This window comes from Pseudomonadota bacterium (assembly GCA_016719885.1).
Taxonomy (GTDB): Bacteria; Pseudomonadota; Gammaproteobacteria.
In genome coordinates, this window is record JADJYF010000008.1 from 57,279 (window position 1) to 80,471 (window position 23,193).

Consider the following 23,193-nt stretch of genomic DNA (forward strand, 5'->3'; position numbering starts at 1 on the left):
GCTATCGTACACGCACCGCCGGGGGGCGCAGCACGGGGAGCGAGGAGATGACGGGAGTGAAGCACGACGCTGACGCCAAGGCGTCGGTACCGTGGCTGGTGTGGGTGCTGGTCGCACTCATCGGCGCCGGCGCGGTGGGCGGCATCGCCTTGCGTCGCGGCGAATCGATCAACAGCCTGTGGTTCATCGTCGCGGCCTTGTGCGTCTATTCACTGGCCTTTCGTTTCTACAGCGCCTTCGTCGCCACCCGCGTGCTGATGCTCGACGCCAGTCGCGCGACGCCGGCCGAACGTTTGAATGACGGGCGCGATTTCATGCCGACCAATCGCTGGATCGTGTTCGGCCATCACTTCGCCGCCATCGCCGGCCCGGGTCCCTTGATCGGGCCGACCCTCGCCGCGCAATTCGGTTACCTGCCCGGCACGCTGTGGATCCTGATCGGCGGCGTGCTCGGCGGCTGCGTGCAGGACTTCGTGATCCTGTTCGCCTCGCTGCGCCGTAACGGCCGCTCGCTCGGACAGATGGCGCGCGATGAACTCGGGCCGCTGGGCGGCTTCGCCGCGCTGGCGGCGGTGATGACCATCATGGTGATCCTGATCGCGGTGCTGGCGCTGATCGTGGTCAACGCCATGAAGCACAGCCCGTGGGGCACGTTCACGGTCTCCATGACCATTCCCATCGCGCTGTTCATGGGCGTCTACCTGCGCATGCTCAGGCCCGGCAAGGTGCTGGAGGCCAGCGTCATCGGCGTGGTGCTGCTGCTGGCGGCGGTGGCGGGCGGCGGCGTGGTCGATCACATGCCGAGCGTGCGGCCGTGGTTCGACTTCGATGCCAAGGCGCTGGCGCTCATGATCATCGCCTACGGATTCTCGGCGGCGGTGCTGCCGGTGTGGCTGCTGCTGGCGCCGCGCGATTATCTTTCGACCTTCATGAAGATAGGCACCATCGCCGCGCTCGCCGTGGCGCTGCTGGTGCTGCGGCCCGACATCCACATGCCGGCCTTGACGCCGTTCATCGACGGCACCGGTCCGATCTTCGCCGGCAAGCTGTTCCCCTTCGTGTTCATCACCATTGCCTGCGGCGCGATCTCGGGCTTCCATTCGCTGATCTCCTCGGGCACCACGCCGAAGCTCCTCAGCAACGAGGCCGACGCGCGCATGATTGGCTACGGCGGCATGATGATGGAGTCCTTCGTGGCGGTGATGGCGATGATCGCGGCCTGCGTGCTCGACCCGGGCGTGTACTTCGCCATCAACAGCCCGGCCGGCGTGGTCGGCGCCGATGCCGCCACCGCCGTCGCCACCATCAGCGGCTGGGGTTTCCCGGTGACGGTAGAACAGATGCAGCACCTCGCCACGCAGATGGGTGAAGCGACGCTGTTCGCGCGCACCGGCGGCGCGCCGTCGCTGGCGGTGGGCATGGCCAACATCTTCGCGCGGCTGTCGGGCGATGGCCTGCTGGCGCTGTGGTACCACTTCGCCATCATGTTCGAGGCGCTGTTCATACTCACCACGCTCGATGCCGGCACGCGCGTCGCGCGCTTCATGCTGCAGGACCTGCTCGGCAACTTCTACGCGCCGCTCGGCCGCGTGAGCTGGATGCCGGGCGTGTTGTTATCGTCCGGCCTGGTGGTGTTGGCGTGGGGCTACTTCCTGTATCAAGGCGTCATCGACCCGCTGGGCGGCATCAACAGCCTGTGGCCCTTGTTCGGCATCGCCAACCAGATGCTGGCCGCCATCGCGCTGTGCGTGGCGACCACCATCATCGTGAAGTCGGGCCGCGCACGTTACGCATGGGTGACGGCGGCGCCACTCGCGTGGCTCGTGATCATCACGACCAGCGCGGCGTGGGCCAAGCTGTTCGACCCGGCGCCGCGCATCGGCATCCTGGCGCAGGCGGCGGATCTGAAAGCCAAGCTCGCCGCCGGCACGCTGCCGCCGGAAATGGTCAAGCAGGCGCCGCAGCTGTTGTTCAACGCGCATTTGAACGCGGCCCTGACCGCGCTGTTCCTGCTCTTGACCTGGGTGCTGGTGCTCGACACCTTGCGCGTCTGTTCGCGTTACCTGCGTGGCCTGTCCACGCCACCGTTCTCGGAGGTGCCTTATGCACGCACCCAGCTCAGCGCCTGAGCGCGGCGTGGCCCGTCGCATGTGGACAGCGCTGCGTGAGTGGCTCGACTTCCTGAACGGCGACACCGCCTACCAGCGCTACATCGCCCACCAGCGCGAGCATCACCCCGAGCGCGCACTGCCGAGTCGCGCGGCATTCCATCGCATGGAAACCGACAGGCGCTGGAACGGCGTGCGGCGCTGCTGCTAAGCCGCGCTTACCCGATCCGCCACGGAGCCACACCCATGCGCCCGCATCATGCCCTCGCCTGTGCCGCCTTCGCGTTGTTCGCCGTGAACGCTGTGGCGACCGGCACCGAAGAGTGCGCCGCGACCAGGCACGAAACGCCCTTGCAAAGTGCGCAGGGTTCGGCGGGCATCATGGTCAACCTGGCCGAGACCGAAGATTCCATTCGGGGCGTGGCGCGCAGCCTGCTCGGCGCAGCCCTGCAATCGGCGGCGAAAGCGCAGGCGCCGGCCGTGGTATTCCGCGTCTCGCCGACCACCTACCTGCCGCTGAGCCAGCAGCAACCGCTGTGCACCACGCTCGCGACCGAGACCGCGTCGCGGCCGCTGAAATACGCCGATCGTTCGTTCACCAGCGTTGAACAGTTCGATGCATGGTTGATGGCCTTCGCCCAGGGCCAGGGCGAAGACGGCAAGCTGCTTTACACGCAATGCGGTGGCAACTGCGACCCGAGCTTCACGTTCCTGGTGTCGCAGGCGACCGGCGTGATGCAGGTCGCGACCGAGGTGTATTGCGGTTATGCGCGTGACCGCAAGATCAATCTCTATACCCTGTCGACCACCCTGCGCGCGGCCTGCACCGCCACGCGCTGAGCGCCTTCAAGGCAACAGCGCGGCTTTCACCTGGTCCGCGGCCGGCCGGCGCAGCAGCGCATTCCACAGCTCCGCGGCCTTGGCGCGCAGGCGCGCATCGAGCGCTCCATCCATGCGTCCGTTCAGACCAAACACGGTGTCTTCCCGCTTGCGGTGCACGAGCGTGCCGAACAGGCGGTCCCACAGGCTGAACACATCGCCGAAATTGCGATTGGTGGTCGGCAACATGAAGTGATGGTGGGCGTGATGCAGGTTGGGCGTGATGAACAGCCAGGCCACCACGCGCGCGGCGCGGTCCGGCAGTCTGAGCGCGGTGTGGGAACACAGGTTGGCGACGGTCTGCGCGGTCTGGCGCAGCACCAGCACCTCGATGGAAGCGCCGCACAGCAGCACGTAAAAAATCAGGAAGCAATTGCGCATCACGGTCTCGCCCGGATGCTCGCGCACGGTGGTGGTGACATCCACCGCCAGGTCGGAGTGATGCACGCTATGGAAGCGCCACATGAAACCGACCCGATGCGCGGTGCGATGGTAGACATAGTCGAGCAGGTCCAGCACCACGAACATCAGGGCGAACTTGAACAGCGGGCGCTCCGGGTCGGGTAGCAGGTAGACCAGTCCGAAGTCGTGTTCGGCGGTCCAGCGCGCGAGGTACAGGCACGGCACCATCATCATGAGCTGGATGGGCAGCGCCGAGAGTATGAACAGTGAATTGAGCGAGGTATGGCGCCACTTGGAGCCGAGCGTCTGCGGCATGCGCAGACATTCGCACAGCCACAGCAGCGAAATCAGGCAGGCGTAGAGCCCGACCTGGATGGACGACGGGTGGGCGAAGAGCACATCGATGATAGGCATCTGGACACGGTGCACAGGCCGAGGGTGGAAGATGGCGTCCCGGGTCCGTCGATGCGCAGCCGTCACGACATCGCCGCGCGGGTATCCGTCCCGCCGATGTCGGGACCACCGCGCGGCGGCATCAGCACATGCACGCCACCTTCGTCGAGCCAGTCCGTGTGGATCTCACCTGCAGACTATCACAGGCGCCGCCTGGCCATGACATTGCGCAGGCTGACGGCTGTACGCAGGCTGTAGATCGGTCCACGGTCCGGAGTATTCTGCGGGCGAGGCAGGCACTATCGCGTGAGGAGCATGGCGGTGATCGATTCCGAACTTTATTCCAGCACCGGCAGAAATTTCCGCCCCGCTCGCTACATCACGCCGCTGCTCGACGACATCGGCGCGCAGGCCGCCGCCGCCGACCGCAGCCGCTCGGTGGCCAGCGATGTGATTGCCGCCATCAAGCGCAACGACATCCTCAAGCTGTCGGCCAGCCCCGAACTCGGCGGCCTCGACGAATCGATGCTGCAGATCGGTTGCGAGCTGCGCGAAATCGCCGCGCGCTGCACCTCCACCGGCTGGTGTCTGTGGAATCACCTGTGCACCTTCCATCACTTCGCCGGCCTGCTCGGGCCCGACCATACGGATTTCTTCAGGGGCATCATCGAGCGTCGCGAATGGGTGTGCTTTCCGGCCGGCGCCTCGACCCAGATCACTTCCGAATGCCAGGGCGAGGAGACCTACCTGACCGGCGTCGCCGCTTTCGGCTCCGGCGCGCGCTACGCGGAATGGGCCGGCGTCGCCTTCAGCGAACCTGGCCAGGCCACGCCGCGCTTCTCGATGGCGGACCTGCGCGATCCGCGCGTGCGCATCGAAGCGACCTGGGACGCCATGAGCGTGCGCGCCTCGGCCACCGATCACATCCATTACGCGGGCTACCCGGTGCCGAACGCGCGCATCACGCCGTGGGCGCCCAAGTACCGCGTGCTGCATCGCGATCCGGCCCACCCCATGATTCACCAGCGCTACCGCGAGGACTGGGTGGCGATGTCGGTGCTGTGGCTCGGCACCATGGCGAGCGGTGTGGCCGAGATCTCGTTCAACGAGACCGCCGCCGGCATCCGCGAACGCATCGCCATCTTCGGCACCAGGATGGTGGAGCGCCCGACCATTCACGTGAATCTCGGCCGCGCGCGCGCCCTCATCAACGCCGCCACCGACACCGTGTTCGCGGCGCTGGCCGAAACCGACGCGCGCATTGCCGCCGGCGTCATGCCCAACGAGGGCGACTACTTCCGCCAGACCGCCGCCGGCATGCAGTGCGTGCTCTTGTGCGACGAGGCCATGCATCTCCTGCTGCGCGTACTGGGCGGCAACGGCCTGCGCGAAGGCACCGACTTCGAGCGCCGCTACCGCGATTTCCAGGCCATGCCGCTGCACATCAACGGCCACGTCGATCGCATCACCGAACAGCTCGGCCGCATCAGCCTGGGGCTGGAGTCGCAGAACCCGTTCTAGCTGGCGCGGCGTCGCCGAATTCGCTACCGCTCATCCCGTATTGCGCAAACCCGCCGCCACGCCGTTGATGGAAATGTGGATGCCGCGCTGCACGCGCTCGCTGTCGGCGTCGCTTTCGCGGCGCTGACGGTAGCGGCGCATCAGCTCCACCTGCAGGTGATTGAGCGGGTCGAGATAGGGAAAGCGATGCTCGATGGAACGCGCGAGCGAGGGGTTCGATTCCAGGCGCTGCCGCTCGCCGGTAATGAGTGACAAGGCCTCACCGGTACGCGTCCATTCGGCTTCGATTTCGCCGAAGATGCGTTTGCCCGTCTTCCTGTCTTCCACCAGTTCCACGTAACGCGCGGCAATGCCGAGGTCGGTCTTGGCCAGCACCATGTCGAGATTCGACAAGAGGGTGCGGAAGAACGGCCAGCGCTTGTGCATGGTTTTCAGGAGTTCGAGGCGCGCCTTGCGTTCGCCGGCCTTGGCGCCGAGGAAGGCTTCCACCGCCGAGCCGAAGCCGTACCAGCCCGGCAAGGCCACGCGACACTGGCCCCAGGAGAAGCTCCAGGGTATCGCGCGCAGGTCTTCAATCGCGCGGGTGGCCTTGCGCGAGGCCGGCCGCGAGCCGATGTTGAGTTCAGCGATTTCACGTATCGGCGTGGCGCTGAAAAAATAATCGGTGAAGGCCGGCGTGTCGTAGACCAGGCGCCGGTAGGCGGCCTGGCTCAAGTTGCTCAGGCGCTCGGCGGCGTCGAGATAATCGCGCGGTGCGCTGCGCGTCGGATGCAGCAGCGAGGCTTCGAGCGTGGCCGCCACCAGCGTCTCGAGATTGCGCAGGCCGATTTCCGGGTGCGCGTATTTCGAGGCGATGACTTCGCCCTGCTCGGTCAGGCGGATCTGGCCGTTCACGGTGCCGGGCGGCTGCGCGAGGATGGCCTGGTAGCTCGGGCCACCGCCGCGCCCCACCGTGCCGCCGCGGCCATGAAAGAGGCGCAGGCGAATGCCGTGCGCGGCCTCGAGCCCGGCGAACAAGGCCACGAGGCCCTCCTCGGCGCGGTACAGCTCCCAGTTGCTGGTGAACATGCCGCCGTCCTTGTTGCTGTCGCTGTAGCCCAGCATCACGTCCTGTTCGCGGCCCGAGGCCTGCATCATCGCCACCACGCCCGGCAGCGCGTAAAAGCGCTGCATGATGGCGGCCGCGCGGCGCAGGTCGCCGATGGTCTCGAACAGCGGCACGACGATGAGTGAACTCTCGGCATCTTCGCCCACGGCACCGCGCAAGATGCCGGCCTCCTTGAACAACAGCAGCACTTCGAGCAGGTCGCTGACGTCCTCGGTGTGGGAAATGATGTAGTGGCGCAGCGCCGCCGCGCCGTAGCGCGTGCGCAAGGTCTCGACGGCCTCGAAGATCGCGAGCTCGTCCTCGGCATGGTGACTGTAATGCGCGGCGCGCACCCGGAGCGGCCGCGCCTCCGCCAGCAAACGCAGCAGGAGGCTGCACCGGGCCTGTTCATCGAGCGCCGCGTAATCACGCTCGATGCGCGCCACCGCGAGCAGTTCCGCCACCACCTGCTCGTGCTTGTCCGAGCTCTGGCGCAGATCCACCGTGGCGAGATGAAAGCCGAACACCTGCACGGCGCGCATCAAGGGCCGCAGGCGCGGCGCGATCAAGGCCTCGGCGTGATGGGACCGCAACGACGCTTCCAGCACGCGCAAATCGGCCAACAGTTGCGCGGCATCGGTGTAGGGCTCCTGCGGTGACACCGCGTGGCGCAGCGCCTCGGTGCCGGTCAGCGCGTGCAGGCTGGCCGCGAGGCGCGCATACATGCCGATCAGCGCGCGACGATAGGGCTCGTCCTCGCGATGCGCGCTGTGATCGGGCGAGCGCGCCGCCAGCGCCACCAGTTCGGCGCTGACCGGGCACAGCATGGCCGACAGCGACAGCTCGGCGCCGAGCTCATGCAGCTCCGTCAGGTAGAAACGCAGCACCGTCTCGCATTGGCGGCGCAGGGCCATGGCCAGAGTCGCGGCCGAGACATTGGGATTGCCGTCGCGGTCGCCGCCTATCCAGTTGCCCATGCGGAAGAACGGCGCCACCTCGAAGCCCGGCAGCGCGTGTTCGAGCTCACGGTAGAGGCGCGGGATCTGGCGCAGGAAGGTGGTCTGGTAGTAGGACAGCGCGTTCTCGATTTCATCGGCGACGGTGAGTTTCGCGGTGCGCAGCATGCGCGTCTGCCACAGCTGCGTGACGCGCGCGCGCAGCAACGCTTCGTTGTCCGCGCATTCGCGCGCGGTCTTGAGGCCGTCGCGCGCGCCGATCAACTCGGCGATGGCGTGCTCGGCGTCGAGGATGCTCTTGCGCTGCACCTCGGTCGGATGGGCGGTCAGCACCGGCGAGATATGCGCGCCGTTAAGCAGCCGCACGATGTCGACGGCGCGCACATCGGCCTTGGCCAGGCGTTCGAAACACAGCGCCAGTGAACCTTCCTGCAGATGCCCCTGGCGCTCGTGGTGTTCGCGACGCCGCACGTGGTGACGGTCTTCAGCGATGTTGGCGAGGTGCGAGAAATAGCTGAAGGCACGAATCACGCTGACGGTCTGATCGGCGCTCAGGTTCTTGAGCAGGCGATCGAGCGCGCGCCCGGCCTGCGCATCGCTCTTCAGGCGATAGGCCACCGACAGCTGCCGCACCCGTTCCACGAGTTCAAAAGCGCCCTTGCCTTCCTGCTCGTGGATGACCTCGCCGAGTATGCGGCCCAACAGGCGGATGTCCTCCACCAGCGGCCGGTTCTTGGCGGCGGCATCCGCCTTGTCTTTGGCGCTTTGACGCGGGCGGGACGGCGCGCTGGCTTTCGTCATGGAGACCTCGAGGGGCTGGGCTCGGCAATCACGGTGATGACGCGCATGGTAGCAGCGCCGACGGCGCCCATCGCAACGCGCGCAGGGCGGTTGCGCGCCTTGCCCACAAAACGTGCGGCCGCGCCGTCATGGCGCATTCACACCGAGCGCAGCGCCTCGACGATATCCAGGCGCGCGGCGCGTATGGCCGGCAGAAAGCCGCCCGCCAGCCCCATGAACAGCGCGAACAACAGCGCCTCGACCACCACCCGCGTGTTCATGCTGAAGGTGAAGGCGAGTTCCGAGAAGGTCTGCCAGTTCATGGTCGAGACCGTGTAGAACTGCAGGAAGGATGCGAGCGCGAGACCGAGCACGCCGCCCAGGAGGCTCAGCAACAGCGACTCCATGAGGAAGGCGGCGAGGATATTGCGACGTCTGAAGCCGAGCGCGCGCAGCGTGCCTATCTCGTTGGTGCGGTTGGCGACCGCGGCGTACATGGTGATCATCGCGCCGATGATGGCGCCGATGGAGAAGATCACGGACAGGATGGTGCCCAGCACCGACAGGAAACTCGACATCATTTCCGACTGCTTGGCGTAGAACAGGGTTTCACGCTGCGCTTCGACCGTGAGGCGTTGTTCGTCTTCCAGGTCGCCGCGCAGCTTTTCGAAGTCGGCGCCGTCGGCCAGGCGGAAGATCACCGACGAATAGGCGCTGCGCCGGAAAGCCTGCATCATCTGGTCGACGTCGCCCCACAGTTCCGAGGCAAAGCCGCTGCCGGCGGCATCGAATGTGCCGACCACCGTCCAGGTCTTGCCGCCCAGCGACAGCGTCTCGCCGATGCCGGCGCCGCGAAAGCCCTTGGCCACGCGCGAACCCGCCACCACTTCGGCGCTGCCCGGGCGGAACATGCGGCCGGCGGTGATCCTGACCTGCGGGCGCAGGGCGATGCCCCGTTCCGACAGCCCGCGGATGGTGACGTTGGCGGGCTGGTTGCTGATGCGCTTGGGCATCACCACCAGCACCAGCAATTCCTTGGAGACTTCGGCGCTGCCGTCGGCGGCGCTCGCAATCTCGCCGCGCGCGGCGACCAGCGCCGCCTGTTCGCGTGCCACGCCGCTCTGGATCTCGGTCTGCGCCGAGCGCCGGATCACCACCACGTTGTCGTAGCTGCCGGTTTCGACCAGGGTCTTCTCGAGGCCGGAGGCGAGCATCAACACCGCCGCGAACACGAACACCACCAGCGCCATGCCGCCGGCGGTCAAGGCGGTGGTGAGCTTGCGCACCCACAGGTTGCGGAAAATGTAGGACAGCGGCACGCCGGTCATGGCGTGATTCTCCGCCCTGAAGGGCGCTCAACCGATACCACGGAAGCCCTCCGCGACCTTGAGCGTGGCGGCACGCCAGGCCGGTGCGACCGCCGCCACCACCCCGATCAGGAGCGCCATCGCCGCCGCCAGCCACGGTGTCTTGGCCGAGACCAGGAAGATCGGGAATATCGAACCGAAACGATGCCCGACCCAGTCGGCCACCGGGTAGATCAACCAGGTGCCGAGGGCGCCGGCGCTGAGCGAAATCAAAAGCGACTCGCCGGCGATGAGGGCGATCACGTGGCGATCGTTGAAGCCGATGGCCTTCAGCGTCGCGTACTCGCCGCGCCGCTCGCGCGCGGTCATGGCCATGGTGTTGGCCATCACCGCCATGATGATGACGATGATGAGGAAGGACACCACCTGGATGACCAGCAGGATGGCCTCGGTCATGGCGACGAAACTCAACTGGAAGGCCTTCTCGGTTTCGGTGAGCGTTTCGGCGCGGGAGTTGGCGAAGGTCTTGTCGACCTGCTGCGCGATCATGGCCGCGTCCTCGGGATGCTCGAGGCCGACGAGGAAGATGCCGACTTCGTTGGCATGATCCGGCATGAGCTTCTTCATGGTCTCGTTGAGATTTTCCCACTGCATGAACATCTGGCTTTCGTCGGTCTTGCTGTCGGCGCCGTGGTAGATGCCGCGCACCACGAACGTCCAGTTGCCGGGAAAGATGTCGCCGATGAGCGGGATCTGGTCGCCAATCTTGAAGCCGTACTTGTCGGCGGTCTTGCGCCCGATGACCGCGCCGCGCCTGTCGAGCAGGAAAGCCTTCATTTGATCGGGCGACAGCACGAACTCGGGATAGAGCTCGAAATAACTGCGCGGCTCGACCGCGAAGCGCGGAAAGAAATTCTTGGGCACGATGTAGATGCCGCCGAACCAGTCGGCGTAGCTCACCGACTTCACACCCTCGATCTGCGCGATGCGATCGCGGTAATAGAGCGGCAGCGTGAAGTTCAGCGAGTTCTTGTTGCGCACCACCAGGCGCGAGGCGGACGACGCGTTGGCGCCGGCATACCAGGCGTCGACGGTGGTGCGCAGCAGGCCAAAGGCGGTGATGGCGACGATGATGCCGGTGACGGTCAGGACCGTGCGCAGCGGGTGGCGCAGGCAATTGCGCAGCACCAGGCGGAACAGGAAGGCGCCCATGGCCTCAAGCGCCGCCGCGCGATCGCGGCCTTTCCACCTGGTCGGTCAGCACGCCCTTGTCGAGATGGCGCACCACGTGCGCGCGCTGCGCGGCGACGTGATCATGGGTGACCATGATGATGGTCTTGTCGAACCGCTCGTTGAGCGACTCCATGAGGTCGAGGATCTCGCGCGCCGACACACGGTCCAAGTCGCCGGTCGGTTCATCGGCGACGATGATGGTCGGGTCGCTGACCAGCGCCCGCGCAATCGCCACGCGCTGCTGCTGGCCGCCGGACAACTGGCTGGGGTAGTGATCGGAACGGTCGGCGAGGCCGACCAGGTCCAGCACCAGTTCGACGTGTTCGCGGCGCTCACGACCATTCAGGCGCGTCAACAGGAGCGGCAACTCGACGTTCTCGAAGGCCGACAATACCGGCATCAGGTTGTAGAACTGGAAGATGAAGCCGACATGCTCGGCGCGCCAGCGCGCGAGCTCTGCTTCGCGCATGCCGGTGATGTCGATGCCTTCGATCTCGAGCTTGCCACTGTCGGGCGTATCGATGCCGGCGATGAGATTGAGCAAGGTCGACTTGCCCGAACCGGAGGGCCCCATCAGGGCCACGAACTCGCCGCGCCCGAGCTCGAGATTGATGTCTTCCAGCACCGACACGCGCTGATCGCCACGCCGGTAGGACTTGCGCAAGTTGGCGATTTCGACAATCACACTCATGGGCGTGGGCGAGCCGCGCGGCGCTGGGCGCTCAATCGCCGGCGGCGCCGCTGCGCACCTCGGCGCCGTCGCGCAAGGTGGCGTCGGGATTGATCACCACCTTGTCACCGACCTTCAGCGCTTCGCCCACTTCGCGCAGCTCGCCGAGCGCGGCGCCGGGGCCGAGCGTCACCATCGCCACGTGCTTGCCGTCGATGCGGAACACCACCTCGTGACCATCGCGCTGCGTGATGGCCTTGGCCGGCGCGGCATTGCGCGCACGCTGATCGCGGGCATCGAGCGGTTGCGACAGGAACGCCACGCGCGCGCTCATGTCGGGCAGCACGCGCGGGTCACGTTCGAGGAAGCGCACCTTGGCCATCAAGGTCGCCTTGGCGCGGTCGACGGTCGGCACCACCATGCCCACTTCCCCGAGCAAGCGCACATCCGGCAGCGCGTCGAGCTGGATCTCGCAGGGCTGGCCGGCCTTGACCGAGGTGAGATTGGACTCGGCGATGTCCGCTTCGACCTCGAGGGTGTCGAGATCGGCCATCGTCACGACCGCGCCCTTGGAGGAATTGGCGGCGGCGAACGGCGCCAGCACGTCGCCGACGTCGGCTTCCTTCTTCAGCACCACGCCGTCGAAGGGTGCGCGTATCAAGGTGTATTCGACCGCCACGCGCGCTTCGTCGAGCGCCGCGCGGCTGGCGTTCAAACGCGCCTCGGCGGCGGCGATGCCAGCCGCGCTGGCGCCGACCGCCGCCTCGGTGCTGGCCTTGACCGCCAGCGCGCGATCGCGACGCGCCAGCGCCGCGTCGTAGACGTCATCGCTGACGAAGCGCTTGTCCTTCAATTGCCGCGCGCGGCGCAAGGCGCGCTCGGCGTCATCGAGTTCAGCCTTGCTTTCCAGCACGCGTGCCTCGGCCTCGCTGCGCCGCGCCCGCGTTTCGGCGATGGCCGCGTCGGCGGCGATCACGTCGGCCTCGGCGCGATGGCGGCTGGCTTCGACGTCGGCGCTTTCGAGCCGGGCAAGGACCTGGTCTTTCTTGACCACGCTGCCTTCCACCACTTCCAGGGTCTGCAAGCGACCGGTGGCCTTGGACGCGACATCGGCGCGCGTCTGCGGCACCACGTAACCGGTGGCATTGAAGAGCGTGACGGCGGCGGACGGGTAGGCGGCCGTGACCGTGCCGACTTCGACCTCGGCAACACTCTTGAAACCGCCACTGCGATACCACAGCAAGGCGCCCAGCAGCGCCGCCGCCAGCGCCATCCATTTCATGCGGCCACGGCCGCGCCGCGCCGGCGCCGCGCTGCGCTTGGCGTCGCGGTCTATGCTCAATTTGGAAAGGTCGGTCATGCCGGCGCGCGCCGTGAAATGGGTCGTTCTGGGATGGCTCGCTAGTATGGTGGCTAGGCAGCGACGCTGCCAGCCCGGGATTGCGCAAGCGCGTGGTCCGCCGAGTCTGTGGGTCAGACTTCAGTCTGACATTGGCGCGACCGGCGACCGCGTCAGATGCGACTCGAATGTCAGGCTGAAGCCTGACCCACAATGGACAATCAACTACCGGGGCGGCCACGCACCGCCGGTATCGATCGACTTGCAACACCCCGCCGGGACGGACTGCAGGCGCGCCGCGAGGGCGGCCTGGCGCTCGGCGCTGGCCGGATGGGTGGACAGCAGCGCCGGCGGCGCCTTGTCCTGCTGCTTGGCGAGCGTCGCGAAGAAATCCACCATGCCCTTGGCATCGATGCCGCGCTCGATGAGCAGGCTGAAGCCCTTGTCATCGGCTTCGCGCTCGGCATCGCGCGAAAACTTCAGTGTCAGCAGCTGGTCGGCCATGCGGCCGGCCAGCGCCACGTCCGGATCGCCCACCACCAATGACACCATCACGCTCAAGCCGGCGCTGCGTATCATGCCCTTGAGGCTGTGGCGCAGCGCCACGTGCTGGATTTCGTGGGCCAGCACGCCGGCCAGCTCATCGGCGCTGCGCGTGGCGCGCAGCAGGCCCACGTGCACGACGATGTCGCCGCCGGGCACGGCAAAGGCGTTGACGAGCTCGTCGTCGGCGAGATGGAAGCGGTAGCGATCGTCGCCCGCGTCCACCAGTTGGCGCGCCACGTAACGCAGCGCCTCGGCCTCGGCGCCGTCCTCGATGAAGGGCGTGCTGGCCTTGATCTGGGCGATCGTCATGGCGCCGATCTGGCGTTCGATGGCGGGCGAAATGCGCGCGGCGATGAAATCCACCACGCGATCCTGGCTACCGATGAGGGCGCCGAGCAGCAGCACCGGCAACGCGATGGCGAGCGCCACCGCCGCCCACGGCATGAGCGCGCGGCGCCGCGCGCCGAGCACCGCGCGCGGCAAGGGCAATTCCTCGCGCGGCCAGTGTTCGAGCAGGGCGGCAATGTCGGCCGCGCTGTCGAGATGACAGGCCCATGCGCCCTCGGCGTCCTGCCAGGCCAGTTCGAGACGTCCGAGGTTGAAGCCGGTACGCGACAGGCGCAGCGCCGTCAGCGCCACGCGGCGCGGCGCGGCGCCGTGCATGCGCACCACCACCGCGTCGCCCTCCAGCGCCAGTTCGACCTCGCTGCCGGCCGGCGCCGCGCCAGGCCCGAACAGGCGCGCCCGCCACGGTCCCATCAGCGGTTGTCGCCGTCCAGCACGTTGCCGAGGATGCCGAGCAGCGAACCTTCCTCGCGACCGCCGGCGCCGGCGCGCGGTGCATAGGCCAGCACACGGCCGGCCAGGCGCGAGATTGGCAGCGACTGCATCCATACCTTGCCCGGCCCGCGCAGCGTGGCGAAGAACAGGCCCTCGCCACCGAAGATCGCCGACTTCAACTTGCCGACATACTGGATATCGAAATCGATGCTGGGCTGAAAGCCCACCACGCAGCCGGTGTCGACACGCAGCACTTCGCCCGGGCCGAGCGTGCGTTCGGCCAGCGTGCCGCCGGCATGCACGAAGGCCAGGCCGTTACCTTCGAGCTTCTGCATGATGAAGCCTTCGCCGCCGAACAGCGCGGTGCCGAGCTTGCGCTGAAAGGCGATGCCGAGACTCACGCCGCGCGCCGCGCACAGGAAGGCATCCTTCTGGCAGATGAAGGTGCCGCCCATTTCGGCGAGGTTGATGGGCACGATGCGGCCCGGGTAAGGCGCCGCGAACGCCACGCGACGCTTGAGCTGTGATTCGTTGTGATAAACCGTGGTGAACAGCGATTCACCGGTGATGAGGCGTTTGCCGGCGCCGAGCAGCTTGCCCATGAAGCCGCTGCAGTTGCTGGCCTGCGAACCGTCGCCGAACACGGTGTCCATCTCGACGCCGTCCTGCATCATCATCATGGCGCCGGCTTCGCCGATGGCGGCTTCGCCCGGGTCGAGTTCGATTTCGACGTACTGCATGTCGTCGCCAAAAATTTCGTAGTCGATGACGTCCATGGACATGGATGACGCTCCGTAAACAATGAAAAGGGGCTGTATGGTGCGACGCCGGCGCGGGCACTTCAACGGTCGGCGCGACGCAATGCGACACAGGCCGACGCGAGCGTGCGCTGCCAGTGCCAGCGCTTTACGGCATACTGGCGGCGCATGAGTTCCCCCCACGACGTCCTCTACCGCATCGACGGGCGCGCGCTGGCGCGCGGCCTGCTGCTGGTGGCGCTGGCCGTGGCCCTCGCCCATTTCACCACTTTCACCTACGTCGCGGCGCTGGGCCTGGATTACCTCGAGCGCGGCAACCAATGGTTGCGCCATGCCGCCATCCTCAAAGGTCATGCCGGCGATCCGTGGCAATACCGCGTGCTCGCGCCCTACCTGTTGAAAAGCGTGATTGCCCTCGGCGAGGGTTTCGCGGTGCCCTACCCGCGCGCGCACGCGTTCATCTACTTTCGCTACGCCCAGGACGTGGCGGTGCTGCTCGTCGCCTATGCCTATTACCGGAGTCTCAACTTGTCGACCGCGGCGGCGCTGCTCGGCATGGCCATACTGGCGTGGGGCATGAGCCATTCGAACTTCGACAGCGACCTCCAGTTCAACACGTTTTTCGATCTGTTGTTCTACCTGCTGGGGGGACTCGTGATCGTGCGTGGCTGGTGGCGCTGGCTGACGCCACTCGTGGTGCTGGCGGCCTTGAATCGCGAAACCAGCGGCTTCTTGCCGCTGTTGCTGCTGGCGGCGGCCTACGTCGCCACGCCGGTCAGTCGCTGGCGCGATGCGCTGCCGACCGTGGCCCTGGCGCTGGCCTGTTACATCGGTGTGTTGCTCGGCCTGCGCCTGCTGTACGGCGCCCAGGAACTGTTACTGCCCTACGCCCACCAGCCCGGTCTCGACATGCTGGCCTACAACCTGATGCGCGCGGTGACCTGGCAACAGGTGCTGGCCACCGTGAGCGTGATACCGCTGGTCGCGGCGCTCGGCTACCGCGCGTGGCCGCCGTCATTGCGCGCGTTTTTCTGGACCCTGGTGCCGCTGTGGCTGTTGATCCACGCGCTGATGGCGGTGCTGGCGGAGACGCGCCTGCTGCTGGTGCCGCAGGCGCTGGTACTGATCCCGGCGGCGCTGTTCGCCTGCGGCGCGATCAACGTAACGCCGACAAACACCAAGCCGCCCGGCGCGCCGACGCGCCGTTCCTCACGCAAACGCGACGCGCGGCTCGACGCCGCCGACTGAGTTCGCCGGCGCGCTGCGCTCATCCCTGGCCCGCGGCAACGCGCCGTCCAGGAACTCACGCACGAAAGGCGTGGCCGGCTGCGCGCAAAGCTGCCGTGGCGAGCCCTGCTGCTCGATGCGCCCGGCGTTCATCACCACCACCTGGTCCGCCACTTCCAGCGCCTCGTCGAGATCGTGGGTGACGAACAGGCTGGTGACATGCAGGGAGTCGTGCAGCTCGCGCAGCCAGCGCCGCAGCTCCTTGCGCACGCGCGCATCGAGCGCGCCGAAAGGTTCGTCCAGCAGCAGCACGCGCGGCTCGACCGCCAGCGCGCGCGCCAGCGCCACGCGTTGACGCTGACCGCCCGACAGCTGGCTGGGATAGCGCGCGCCGAGCTTGTCGAGTTGCACGAGGTGCAACAGCTCGTCGACGCGCGCCTTGATCACCGCCTTGGACGGCCGCTCGCGGCGCGCCCGCACGGTCAGCCCGAAGGCAATGTTGTCGCGCACCGTCATGTGCTTGAACAGCGCGTAGTGCTGGAACACGAAACCGATGCGGCGATCGCGCGCATGCACGGCGGTCATGTCCTCGCCGTCGAACAGGATGCGGCCGTGATCGGCCTGGTCTAGGCCCGCCACGATGCGCAGCAGCGTGGTCTTGCCGCAGCCCGACGGCCCGAGCAGCGCCACCAGGCCGCCGCTCGGCACTTCGAGACTGACGTCGTCCAGGGCATGGAAGCCGACGAAGTGTTTGCTGATGTTGTCGATGATGACGCTCATGGTGTGGCTTCCCGGGTGAGGCTGGCGGCGCGCTCCGCGGCCGCGGCGCGCGCTTCGACGATGGATTTCAACAGCAGGGTGGCGAGCGCCAGCAGCATGAGGACCGATGCGCTGGCGAACGCCGCGACGAAGTTGTATTCGTTGTAGAGAATTTCGACATGCAGGGGCAAGGTGTTGGTGAGACCGCGGATATGACCGCTGACCACCGACACCGCGCCGAACTCGCCCATCGCTCGTGCGTTGCACAGGATGACGCCATAGAGCAGCGCCCACTTGATGTTGGGCAGCGTCACCCGCCAAAAGGTCTGAAAGCCGCTCGCGCCCAGCGTCGCCGCCACTTCCTCCTCGTCCGTGCCCTGCTCCTGCATGACCGGAATGAGTTCACGCGCGACGAACGGAAACGTCACGAAGATGGTGGCGAGCACGATGCCGGGCACCGCGAAGATGACCTTGAGATTGTGCTCGGCGAGCGTCGGCCCGAACCAGCCATGGGCGCCGAAGATCAACACGTAGATGAGGCCCGCGATCACCGGCGACACCGCGAACGGCAGATCGATCAGCGAAATCAAAGCTGCTTGCCCTTGAATTCGAACTTGGCCACTGCCCACGCCGCGCATACGCCGAACACCAGGTTGGCCGGCACCGCGATGGCGGCGGCGAGCAAGGTCAGGCGCAGCGCGGCGAGGGTCTCGGCCTGCTGCAGCGCCGCCCACCACGGCGCGAAACCCTTGGCGAAGGCCTGGCCCACCACCACCGCCAGCGGCAATACCAGCACCACCGTGAGAAACGCACAGGCCAGCGCGATCAGCGCCAGGCGTACCCAACGCGGCTCGCTGACGGCGATGCCCGGCGCGATATTCATCGACGGTCTCCGGCACGGCGCGTCCACGCCTGCAACAGGTTGATGGCGAGCAGCATGACGAACGACGCCGTCAGCAAGGTCACGGCGATGGCGGTGGCGCCGGTGTAGTCGTATTGCTCGAGCTTGGTGATGATCAGCAGCGGCGCGATCTCCGACACCATCGGCATGTTGCCGGCGATGAAGATCACCGAGCCGTACTCGCCGATGCCGCGCGCAAAGGCCATCGCGAAGCCGGTCAGGAGCGGCGGCACCAGCACCGGCAGCACCACGCGCGCGAAAGTTTCGAGGCGCGTGGCGCCCAGCGTGGCCGCCGCTTCTTCGAATGCCGGCTCGAGGGTTTCCAGCACCGGCTGCACGGTGCGCACCACGAACGGCAGGCCGATGAACACCAGCGCCACCACGATGCCGAGCGGCGTGAAGGCGACCTTCAAACCGTGCGCGACGAGGTACTGGCCTATCCAGCCTTTCGGCGCGTACAGCGCGGTGAGCGCGATGCCCGCCACCGCGGTCGGCAGCGCGAACGGCAGGTCGACCAGCGCGTCGAGCACGCGCCGGCCGGGAAAGCGATAACGCACCAGCACCCAGGTCACCAGCAGGCCGAACACCAGGTTGATGGCGGCCGCCAGCAGCGCGCAGCCGACACTGACACGGTAGGCGGCCAGCACGCGCGGCGCGGTGGCCGCCGCCCAGAACGCGTCCATGCCGAGCTGCAGGGATTTCACCAGGGTCGCCGACAGCGGGATGAGGACGATGAGGCTCAAGTAGAACAGGCTCACTCCCAGCGTCAGCCCGAAGCCGGGCAAGGCGCTGTGGCGACGAAAATGCTCGCGCCACGCGCGGCCGCGAAAGTACGCGCGGTTCAACCACGGTTGCGCGGCCGCGCTATCGCTGTTGGACAGACTCATGTTTCCGGGCCCGCCGCGGCGACTAGGGATTGAGGAAGATCTGGTCGAACAGCGCGCCGTCGGCGAAGTGCGTGGCCTGCGCCTTCTTCCAGCCGCCGAACGCCTCGTCCACCGTCACGAAGCGGGTGTCCTTGAACGTGCCGCTGAATTTCGCCGCCACCTCGGCATCGCGCGGACGATAAAAATTGCGGCCCGCGATCTCCTGCCCTTCCTTGCTGTAGAGATAGTCGATGTAGGCCTGCGCGACCTTGAGCGCGCCATGGCGATCGGCGACCTTGGACACCACCGCCACCGGCGGCTCGGCGAGGATGCTCAAGGATGGCACCACGATTTCGAACTGCTCGGGACCGAGTTCCTTCTGCGCGAGGTAAGCTTCGTTCTCCCACGCCACCAGCACGTCGCCAATGCCGCGTTCGACAAAGGTGGTGGTGGCGCCGCGCGCACCGGTGTCCAGCACCGCGACATTGCGGAACAGCTTGCCCACGAAGTCCTGCGCCGCGGCGTCACTGCCAAGCGTGTGCCTGGCGTAGGCCCAGGCCGCGAGATAGTTCCAGCGTGCGCCGCCCGAGGTCTTGGGATTGGGCGACACCACGGAAACATCCTTGCGCACGAGATCGTCCCAGTCCTTGATGGCCTTGGGATTGCCCTTGCGCACCAACAGCACGATGGTCGAGGTGTAGGGCGAGCTGTTGTGGGGATAGGCCTTCTGCCAATCCTTGGCGAGCAGGCCGGACTTCTCGGCGATGGCGTCGATGTCGTAGGCCAGCGCCAGGGTCACGACATCCGCTTCCAGGCCATCGATGACGGCGCGCGCCTGCTTGCCCGAGCCGCCGTGGGACTGGTTGACGGTGACGGCTTCACCGCCTTGTGCCGCCCAATGCTTGGCGAACGCCGCGTTGTACTCCTGGTAGAGCTCGCGGGTCGGGTCGTAGGAGACATTCAGCAAGGTAACGTCGGCGCGTGCCGCGCCGTTCAACAGCAGCGCCGCCAGCGCCACTACCTGGGTAAAAGATGTCTTCATGGTTGTGTGCTCCTCGCAGCGGGACATCAATAGGCGACCTGGAAACGCGTGAACAGCACGCGTTCGGTTTCACGATCGAGCGGCGCGCGCGGGCTACCGCCGCCACCGCCGTTGAACCAGGTGTTCTCGTAGTCGACGTTGATCTTGAAATTGCGATTCAGATACCAGTTCACGCCCAGCGCCCACGCGCTGGCGCGCTGTGCGGACTGGCGCGGATCGGCAAAGGCGCTGCCTGCGCCGCTGGCGCTCACACCGCGAAAGCTGTCCTTGTCGATGGCAAGGTCGCTGACCCGCGCCACCACTTCCCACGCGCCCCAGGCGCCGGCCAGCGGATCGAAATTGCGTGACGGCTTGACGCCGCGATAGCTCGCATCCTCACCGGTCAGCACCCACAAGCCCTGCACTTGCCAGGCGTCATGGGCGAGGGTGTCGCGATGGGCGCCGAACGCGACTTCCTGGGCCGAGCGCACGTATTCGCCGCTTAAGCCGAACTGGCGCCAATACCAGTAAGCCTGCGGCATGATGCGATAGCGGGTGCCGTCGGCGACCGTGGTATTGGCCAGCACCGTGGTCAGAGGCACGCTGACGGTCTTGCCGTCGGCGGCCACCACCTCGGTGCTGGCACTGGTGCTGCGATAGCGGAAGAAGCGCTGCTGACCGGGCGTCAGGTAACTGCCGAGCGCCGATGACACACTGTTCGACGCCAGCGAGAATTCCTCCTTGCCATAGCTGCCGGCGATGCCGAGCCCGAGGCCTTGCAGCGGTCCGTACCAGTTCTTGAACGGCAGCGCGAACACGCGGCCGACGAAGTCCTTGTCGTCGTTGTTGTCCGAGGCGCCGATGCTGGCGAGATCCTGCACGCCGTTGAACGCACCGACCGTATAACTCAGTCGTTCGCCGAACAGGTCACCGCTCAGCACCACGCCGAAGTCGCGGTTGGGAACGAGATTGCGCGGCAGGCCGCGTTCCACGAACTCGAGTTCCGAGGCCGATGCCAGCTGCTCGAGACCGAGCGGCGTTTTCATCTTACCGAAGCCGATGCGCGCGAACGGAAACTGGCGCCACTCACCGTAGCCGTCCTGCAGGCTCACGGCGCTGCTGGCGAAGTCCGCCATCAGGCGGTAATAGAAGTTCTTGTAGACCGTGCCTTCGATGATTGGCCGCACGCGCCGGAAGAGGTAGGTGTCGGTATCGTCGTCGGCATTGTCGGCGAGGTAGTAACGGCCATCGAACTGCACGTAGCCGCGCAACTTCATTTCGAAGTTGCCGTCGGGCGTGGTGACGGAGAGACCCTTGTCACCGAGCGCCACCAGCGGCGTCTTGACGCGGTTGGCGGCGGCCTCCTCGGCCTGCACTTCGAGACGACGTTCGATGGCGGCGACTTTCTGCGCGAGCGCCGGCTGCGCCGCTGGCGCAACGGCGGCGGGCGCCGCGTCCTGGCCCTGCGCGGCAAGAGCCGCTTCGAGTTGCAGCACGCGCGCCTTGAGCTCGGCGAGTTGCGCGGCAAGATCGGCGGGCGCCGGTGGCGCCTCGGCATGGGCCGGCGCCGCCAGCGCGAGGGCCAGTGCCACGAATGAGGAACGGAGTGACTTCATAGGACCGATTCCATGACTTGGGGAGTGGGGTGATGACACTTCCGGTGGTCCGGTCAGCTACGGGTTGAAATCGACAGCGCGGTCGGCGTGACGGGTCGCCGTCAAGCGGCGTTGCGGCCGTTGTCGGACGGCTCGGCGGGACGCAGCTTCTCGCGCTTTTCTATCTGCACGATGCGGCCGTCGTGGATGCTTATCTCCACGGCGCCGTAACGAATGCTGGCAATGGCCTCGACGAGCAACGGGTCGAGGAGCCGCGAACGCGGATTGGTGGAATTGCTCACGCCTTGCCCATGCCTTCTAATGCGATAGTTGAATAGCAATTGCAGTTTTAGTGCCATTAAGAAATAATTCTTAAAGACAGTTGCTTATGAACTTCCCGATCTCAAAGCCGTGATATGAAAATGGAAAACGTTTCTATTTTTTGCCGAAACCAGCATATATGACGGAATCAGCCTTCCAATCCGCCCTGCTCGGCGTGTGGCGAGAAGCCGCGCGCGGCGTCGACCCGAGCGCGACGGTGGCCGCCATGGCGGCCCGGCTCGCACCCGTGTGGCCGGACCTGCGACTGACCGTGCGCGGCATCGACCGCGCGGCGACAGGGGTGATGACGCTGGGCGAAAGCCATGCCGGCCCGCCACAGCCGGAAGCCCTGCTGTGCACCGATGACATGCTCGAACGGCTGCAACGCTGGGCCGACCGCAAGCGCGTGATGGCGCGCGGCGAGCTGGCCGCGGCCGAGCCGCTGGTGATGCGGGCGCTGACTGCCGCCGCCGGGCCCGATTGCCTGGTTGGCGGTCTCGCCGATGAACATGGTGGTGTGGGCCTGCTGGTCGGCAGCCAGGTACCCGACAAGGCTTTCACGCCGCTCGAGCGTGAACGCTTCGCCGCCCTGCTCGAGCCGTTCTCGGCGGCGCTCGCCGCCGCCGCCTGCTTGCGCGAACTGACCACCCTGCGCAATGCCGCCGAGGCTGCCTCGGAGCAGTTGCGCGCGCGTCGCGGCGGCGGCCCCGGCCTCGATGAGCTGGTCGGCACCGAAGGCGGCTTGAAAGCCGCCTTCGAGCGCATTGCACTGGTTACCAAGTCCGACGTGCCGGTGCTGATCCTGGGTGAAACCGGCGCCGGCAAGGAAATGGTCGCGCGCGAGATCCACCAGCGTTCACGGCGTCGCGACGCGGCGTTCATACGCGTCAACTGTGGCGCGATTCCGCCCGAGCTCATCGACTCGGAACTGTTCGGCCACGAACGCGGCAGCTTCACCGGCGCCACCAGCCAGCGCCGCGGCTGGTTCGAACGCGCGGACCGCGGCACCTTGCTGCTGGACGAAATCGGCGACCTGCCGCCGGCCGCGCAGGTGCGCCTGTTGCGCGTGCTGCAGGACGGCCTGATTCGGCGCGTGGGCGGCGACGATGACATCAAGGTCGATGTGCGCATCATCGCCGCCACCCACCGCGACCTGCCGCTGTTGATCCAGCAGGGTCATTTCCGCGAAGACCTGTGGTATCGCCTCGCCACCTTTCCGATCGTGTTGCCGCCCTTGCGCGAACGGCCGGCCGACATTCCGGCCCTCGCCGCGCATTTCGCGCGCCGCGCCGCCACGCGTTTCGGCCTGCGCCTGCAATTGCCGAGCGCCGCGGATCTCGTCCTGCTCGGTGACTACCACTGGCCGGGCAATGTGCGAGAACTGGCGGCGGTCATGGATCGCGCCGCCATACTCGGCGACGGCCACGGCCTCGAGGTCGCGACGGCGCTGGGCGCCACGCCGGCCGGCGCCACCAACGGCCTGCCGAGCCCGCACGGCGCGGCCACGCCCGGCGCACGCGACGGCGCCATCGCGACGCTGGACGAAGCCATGCGCGCCCACATCGAACGCGCCCTCACGCTCACCCAGGGACGCATCGAAGGCCCGCACGGCGCGGCGCTGCTGCTCGGTATCAATCCCCACACCCTGCGCGCACGGATGCGTAAACTGCGTGTCACCCGTCGCCCCGGGGCCTCGCACGCCACGCCGTCGTGATGGCGCTCGCGCCCGACGATTTCGAGAGAC

19 protein-coding genes and 1 pseudogene are annotated in these 23,193 nt (G+C 66.9%); 6 read left to right on the forward strand and 14 right to left on the reverse strand.

Annotation, left to right across the window (positions count from 1 at the left end):
- Window positions 1-47: 47 nt before the first annotated feature.
- The 3 genes from IPM80_09480 to IPM80_09490 are packed head-to-tail and all read left to right on the forward strand — an operon-like array spanning window position 48 to window position 2,948.
- On the forward strand, window positions 48-2,129 hold the full coding sequence (locus tag IPM80_09480) for a carbon starvation protein A (GenBank protein ID MBK8958648.1): 2,082 nt from the start codon (window positions 48-50) through the stop codon (window positions 2,127-2,129).
- A 19-nt stretch (window positions 2,130-2,148) separates the two neighbouring features.
- Window positions 2,149-2,319: a YbdD/YjiX family protein gene (locus IPM80_09485; protein ID MBK8958649.1), complete on the forward strand. Its 171-nt coding sequence runs from the start codon at window positions 2,149-2,151 to the stop codon at window positions 2,317-2,319.
- A gap of 35 nt (window positions 2,320-2,354) precedes the next feature.
- A complete protein-coding gene (locus tag IPM80_09490; protein MBK8958650.1) occupies window positions 2,355-2,948 on the forward strand; it encodes a hypothetical protein in 594 nt (197 codons plus the stop codon).
- Window positions 2,949-2,954: 6 nt separating this feature from the next.
- On the opposite strand, the gene IPM80_09495 is transcribed toward IPM80_09490, so the two are convergent.
- Complete coding sequence (locus tag IPM80_09495; GenBank protein MBK8958651.1) at window positions 2,955-3,803, reverse strand: sterol desaturase family protein; 849 nt, start codon at window positions 3,801-3,803, stop codon at window positions 2,955-2,957.
- A 300-nt stretch (window positions 3,804-4,103) separates the two neighbouring features.
- On the opposite strand from IPM80_09495, the gene IPM80_09500 reads away from it, so the two are divergent.
- Window positions 4,104-5,303: a hypothetical protein gene (locus tag IPM80_09500; GenBank protein ID MBK8958652.1), complete on the forward strand. Its 1,200-nt coding sequence runs from the start codon at window positions 4,104-4,106 to the stop codon at window positions 5,301-5,303.
- 30 nt (window positions 5,304-5,333) lie between these two features.
- On the opposite strand, the gene ppc is transcribed toward IPM80_09500, so the two are convergent.
- The 7 genes from ppc to IPM80_09535 all read right to left on the reverse strand — a co-directional run bounded on the left by ppc (window position 5,334) and on the right by IPM80_09535 (window position 14,783).
- The gene (ppc, locus tag IPM80_09505; protein MBK8958653.1) at window positions 5,334-8,147 is read right to left on the reverse strand and encodes a phosphoenolpyruvate carboxylase; all 2,814 of its coding nucleotides are present in this window, start codon (window positions 8,145-8,147) and stop codon (window positions 5,334-5,336) included.
- Window positions 8,148-8,284: 137 nt separating this feature from the next.
- A complete protein-coding gene (locus IPM80_09510) occupies window positions 8,285-9,454 on the reverse strand; it encodes an ABC transporter permease (protein MBK8958654.1) in 1,170 nt (389 codons plus the stop codon).
- Between the two features lie 27 nt (window positions 9,455-9,481).
- A complete protein-coding gene (locus IPM80_09515) occupies window positions 9,482-10,645 on the reverse strand; it encodes an ABC transporter permease (protein MBK8958655.1) in 1,164 nt (387 codons plus the stop codon).
- A 4-nt stretch (window positions 10,646-10,649) separates the two neighbouring features.
- Complete coding sequence (locus tag IPM80_09520) at window positions 10,650-11,357, reverse strand: ABC transporter ATP-binding protein (protein MBK8958656.1); 708 nt, start codon at window positions 11,355-11,357, stop codon at window positions 10,650-10,652.
- A gap of 31 nt (window positions 11,358-11,388) precedes the next feature.
- Window positions 11,389-12,696, reverse strand: coding sequence for an efflux RND transporter periplasmic adaptor subunit (locus tag IPM80_09525; GenBank protein ID MBK8958657.1), 1,308 nt, complete (start codon window positions 12,694-12,696; stop codon window positions 11,389-11,391).
- 204 nt (window positions 12,697-12,900) lie between these two features.
- Window positions 12,901-13,980, reverse strand: a complete 1,080-nt coding sequence (locus IPM80_09530) for a M48 family metallopeptidase (GenBank protein MBK8958658.1) — start codon at window positions 13,978-13,980, stop codon at window positions 12,901-12,903.
- On the reverse strand, window positions 13,980-14,783 hold the full coding sequence (locus IPM80_09535; protein MBK8958659.1) for a TIGR00266 family protein: 804 nt from the start codon (window positions 14,781-14,783) through the stop codon (window positions 13,980-13,982). The genes IPM80_09530 and IPM80_09535 overlap by 1 nt, the downstream gene beginning before the upstream one ends.
- A 144-nt stretch (window positions 14,784-14,927) precedes the next feature.
- Between IPM80_09535 and IPM80_09540 the strand changes: the two genes are divergently transcribed.
- A complete protein-coding gene (locus IPM80_09540; protein ID MBK8958660.1) occupies window positions 14,928-16,007 on the forward strand; it encodes a hypothetical protein in 1,080 nt (359 codons plus the stop codon).
- Here the strand turns inward: IPM80_09540 and IPM80_09545 are convergent.
- From IPM80_09545 to IPM80_09570, 6 genes and pseudogenes are all read right to left on the reverse strand, one after another.
- The gene (locus IPM80_09545; GenBank protein MBK8958661.1) at window positions 15,969-16,766 is read right to left on the reverse strand and encodes a sulfate ABC transporter ATP-binding protein; all 798 of its coding nucleotides are present in this window, start codon (window positions 16,764-16,766) and stop codon (window positions 15,969-15,971) included. The genes IPM80_09540 and IPM80_09545 overlap by 39 nt on opposite strands.
- A pseudogene (cysW, locus tag IPM80_09550) lies at window positions 16,763-17,628 on the reverse strand (sulfate ABC transporter permease subunit CysW). Before cysW ends, IPM80_09545 begins: the two are co-directional and overlap by 4 nt.
- Complete coding sequence (gene cysT, locus IPM80_09555) at window positions 17,625-18,533, reverse strand: sulfate ABC transporter permease subunit CysT (protein MBK8958662.1); 909 nt, start codon at window positions 18,531-18,533, stop codon at window positions 17,625-17,627. The pseudogene cysW and the gene cysT overlap by 4 nt, the downstream one beginning before the upstream one ends.
- A 22-nt stretch (window positions 18,534-18,555) precedes the next feature.
- Complete coding sequence (locus IPM80_09560) at window positions 18,556-19,554, reverse strand: sulfate ABC transporter substrate-binding protein (GenBank protein MBK8958663.1); 999 nt, start codon at window positions 19,552-19,554, stop codon at window positions 18,556-18,558.
- Window positions 19,555-19,580: 26 nt separating this feature from the next.
- Entirely contained in the window at window positions 19,581-21,149 is a 1,569-nt protein-coding gene (locus tag IPM80_09565; protein ID MBK8958664.1) for a porin, read from the reverse strand.
- 101 nt (window positions 21,150-21,250) lie between these two features.
- Window positions 21,251-21,487 carry a YezD family protein gene (locus IPM80_09570; protein MBK8958665.1) on the reverse strand — a complete coding sequence of 79 codons (237 nt, stop codon included), beginning with the start codon at window positions 21,485-21,487 and terminating at the stop codon, window positions 21,251-21,253.
- 188 nt (window positions 21,488-21,675) lie between these two features.
- On the opposite strand from IPM80_09570, the gene IPM80_09575 reads away from it, so the two are divergent.
- Complete coding sequence (locus tag IPM80_09575; protein ID MBK8958666.1) at window positions 21,676-23,163, forward strand: sigma-54-dependent Fis family transcriptional regulator; 1,488 nt, start codon at window positions 21,676-21,678, stop codon at window positions 23,161-23,163.
- Window positions 23,164-23,193: the final 30 nt, after the last annotated feature.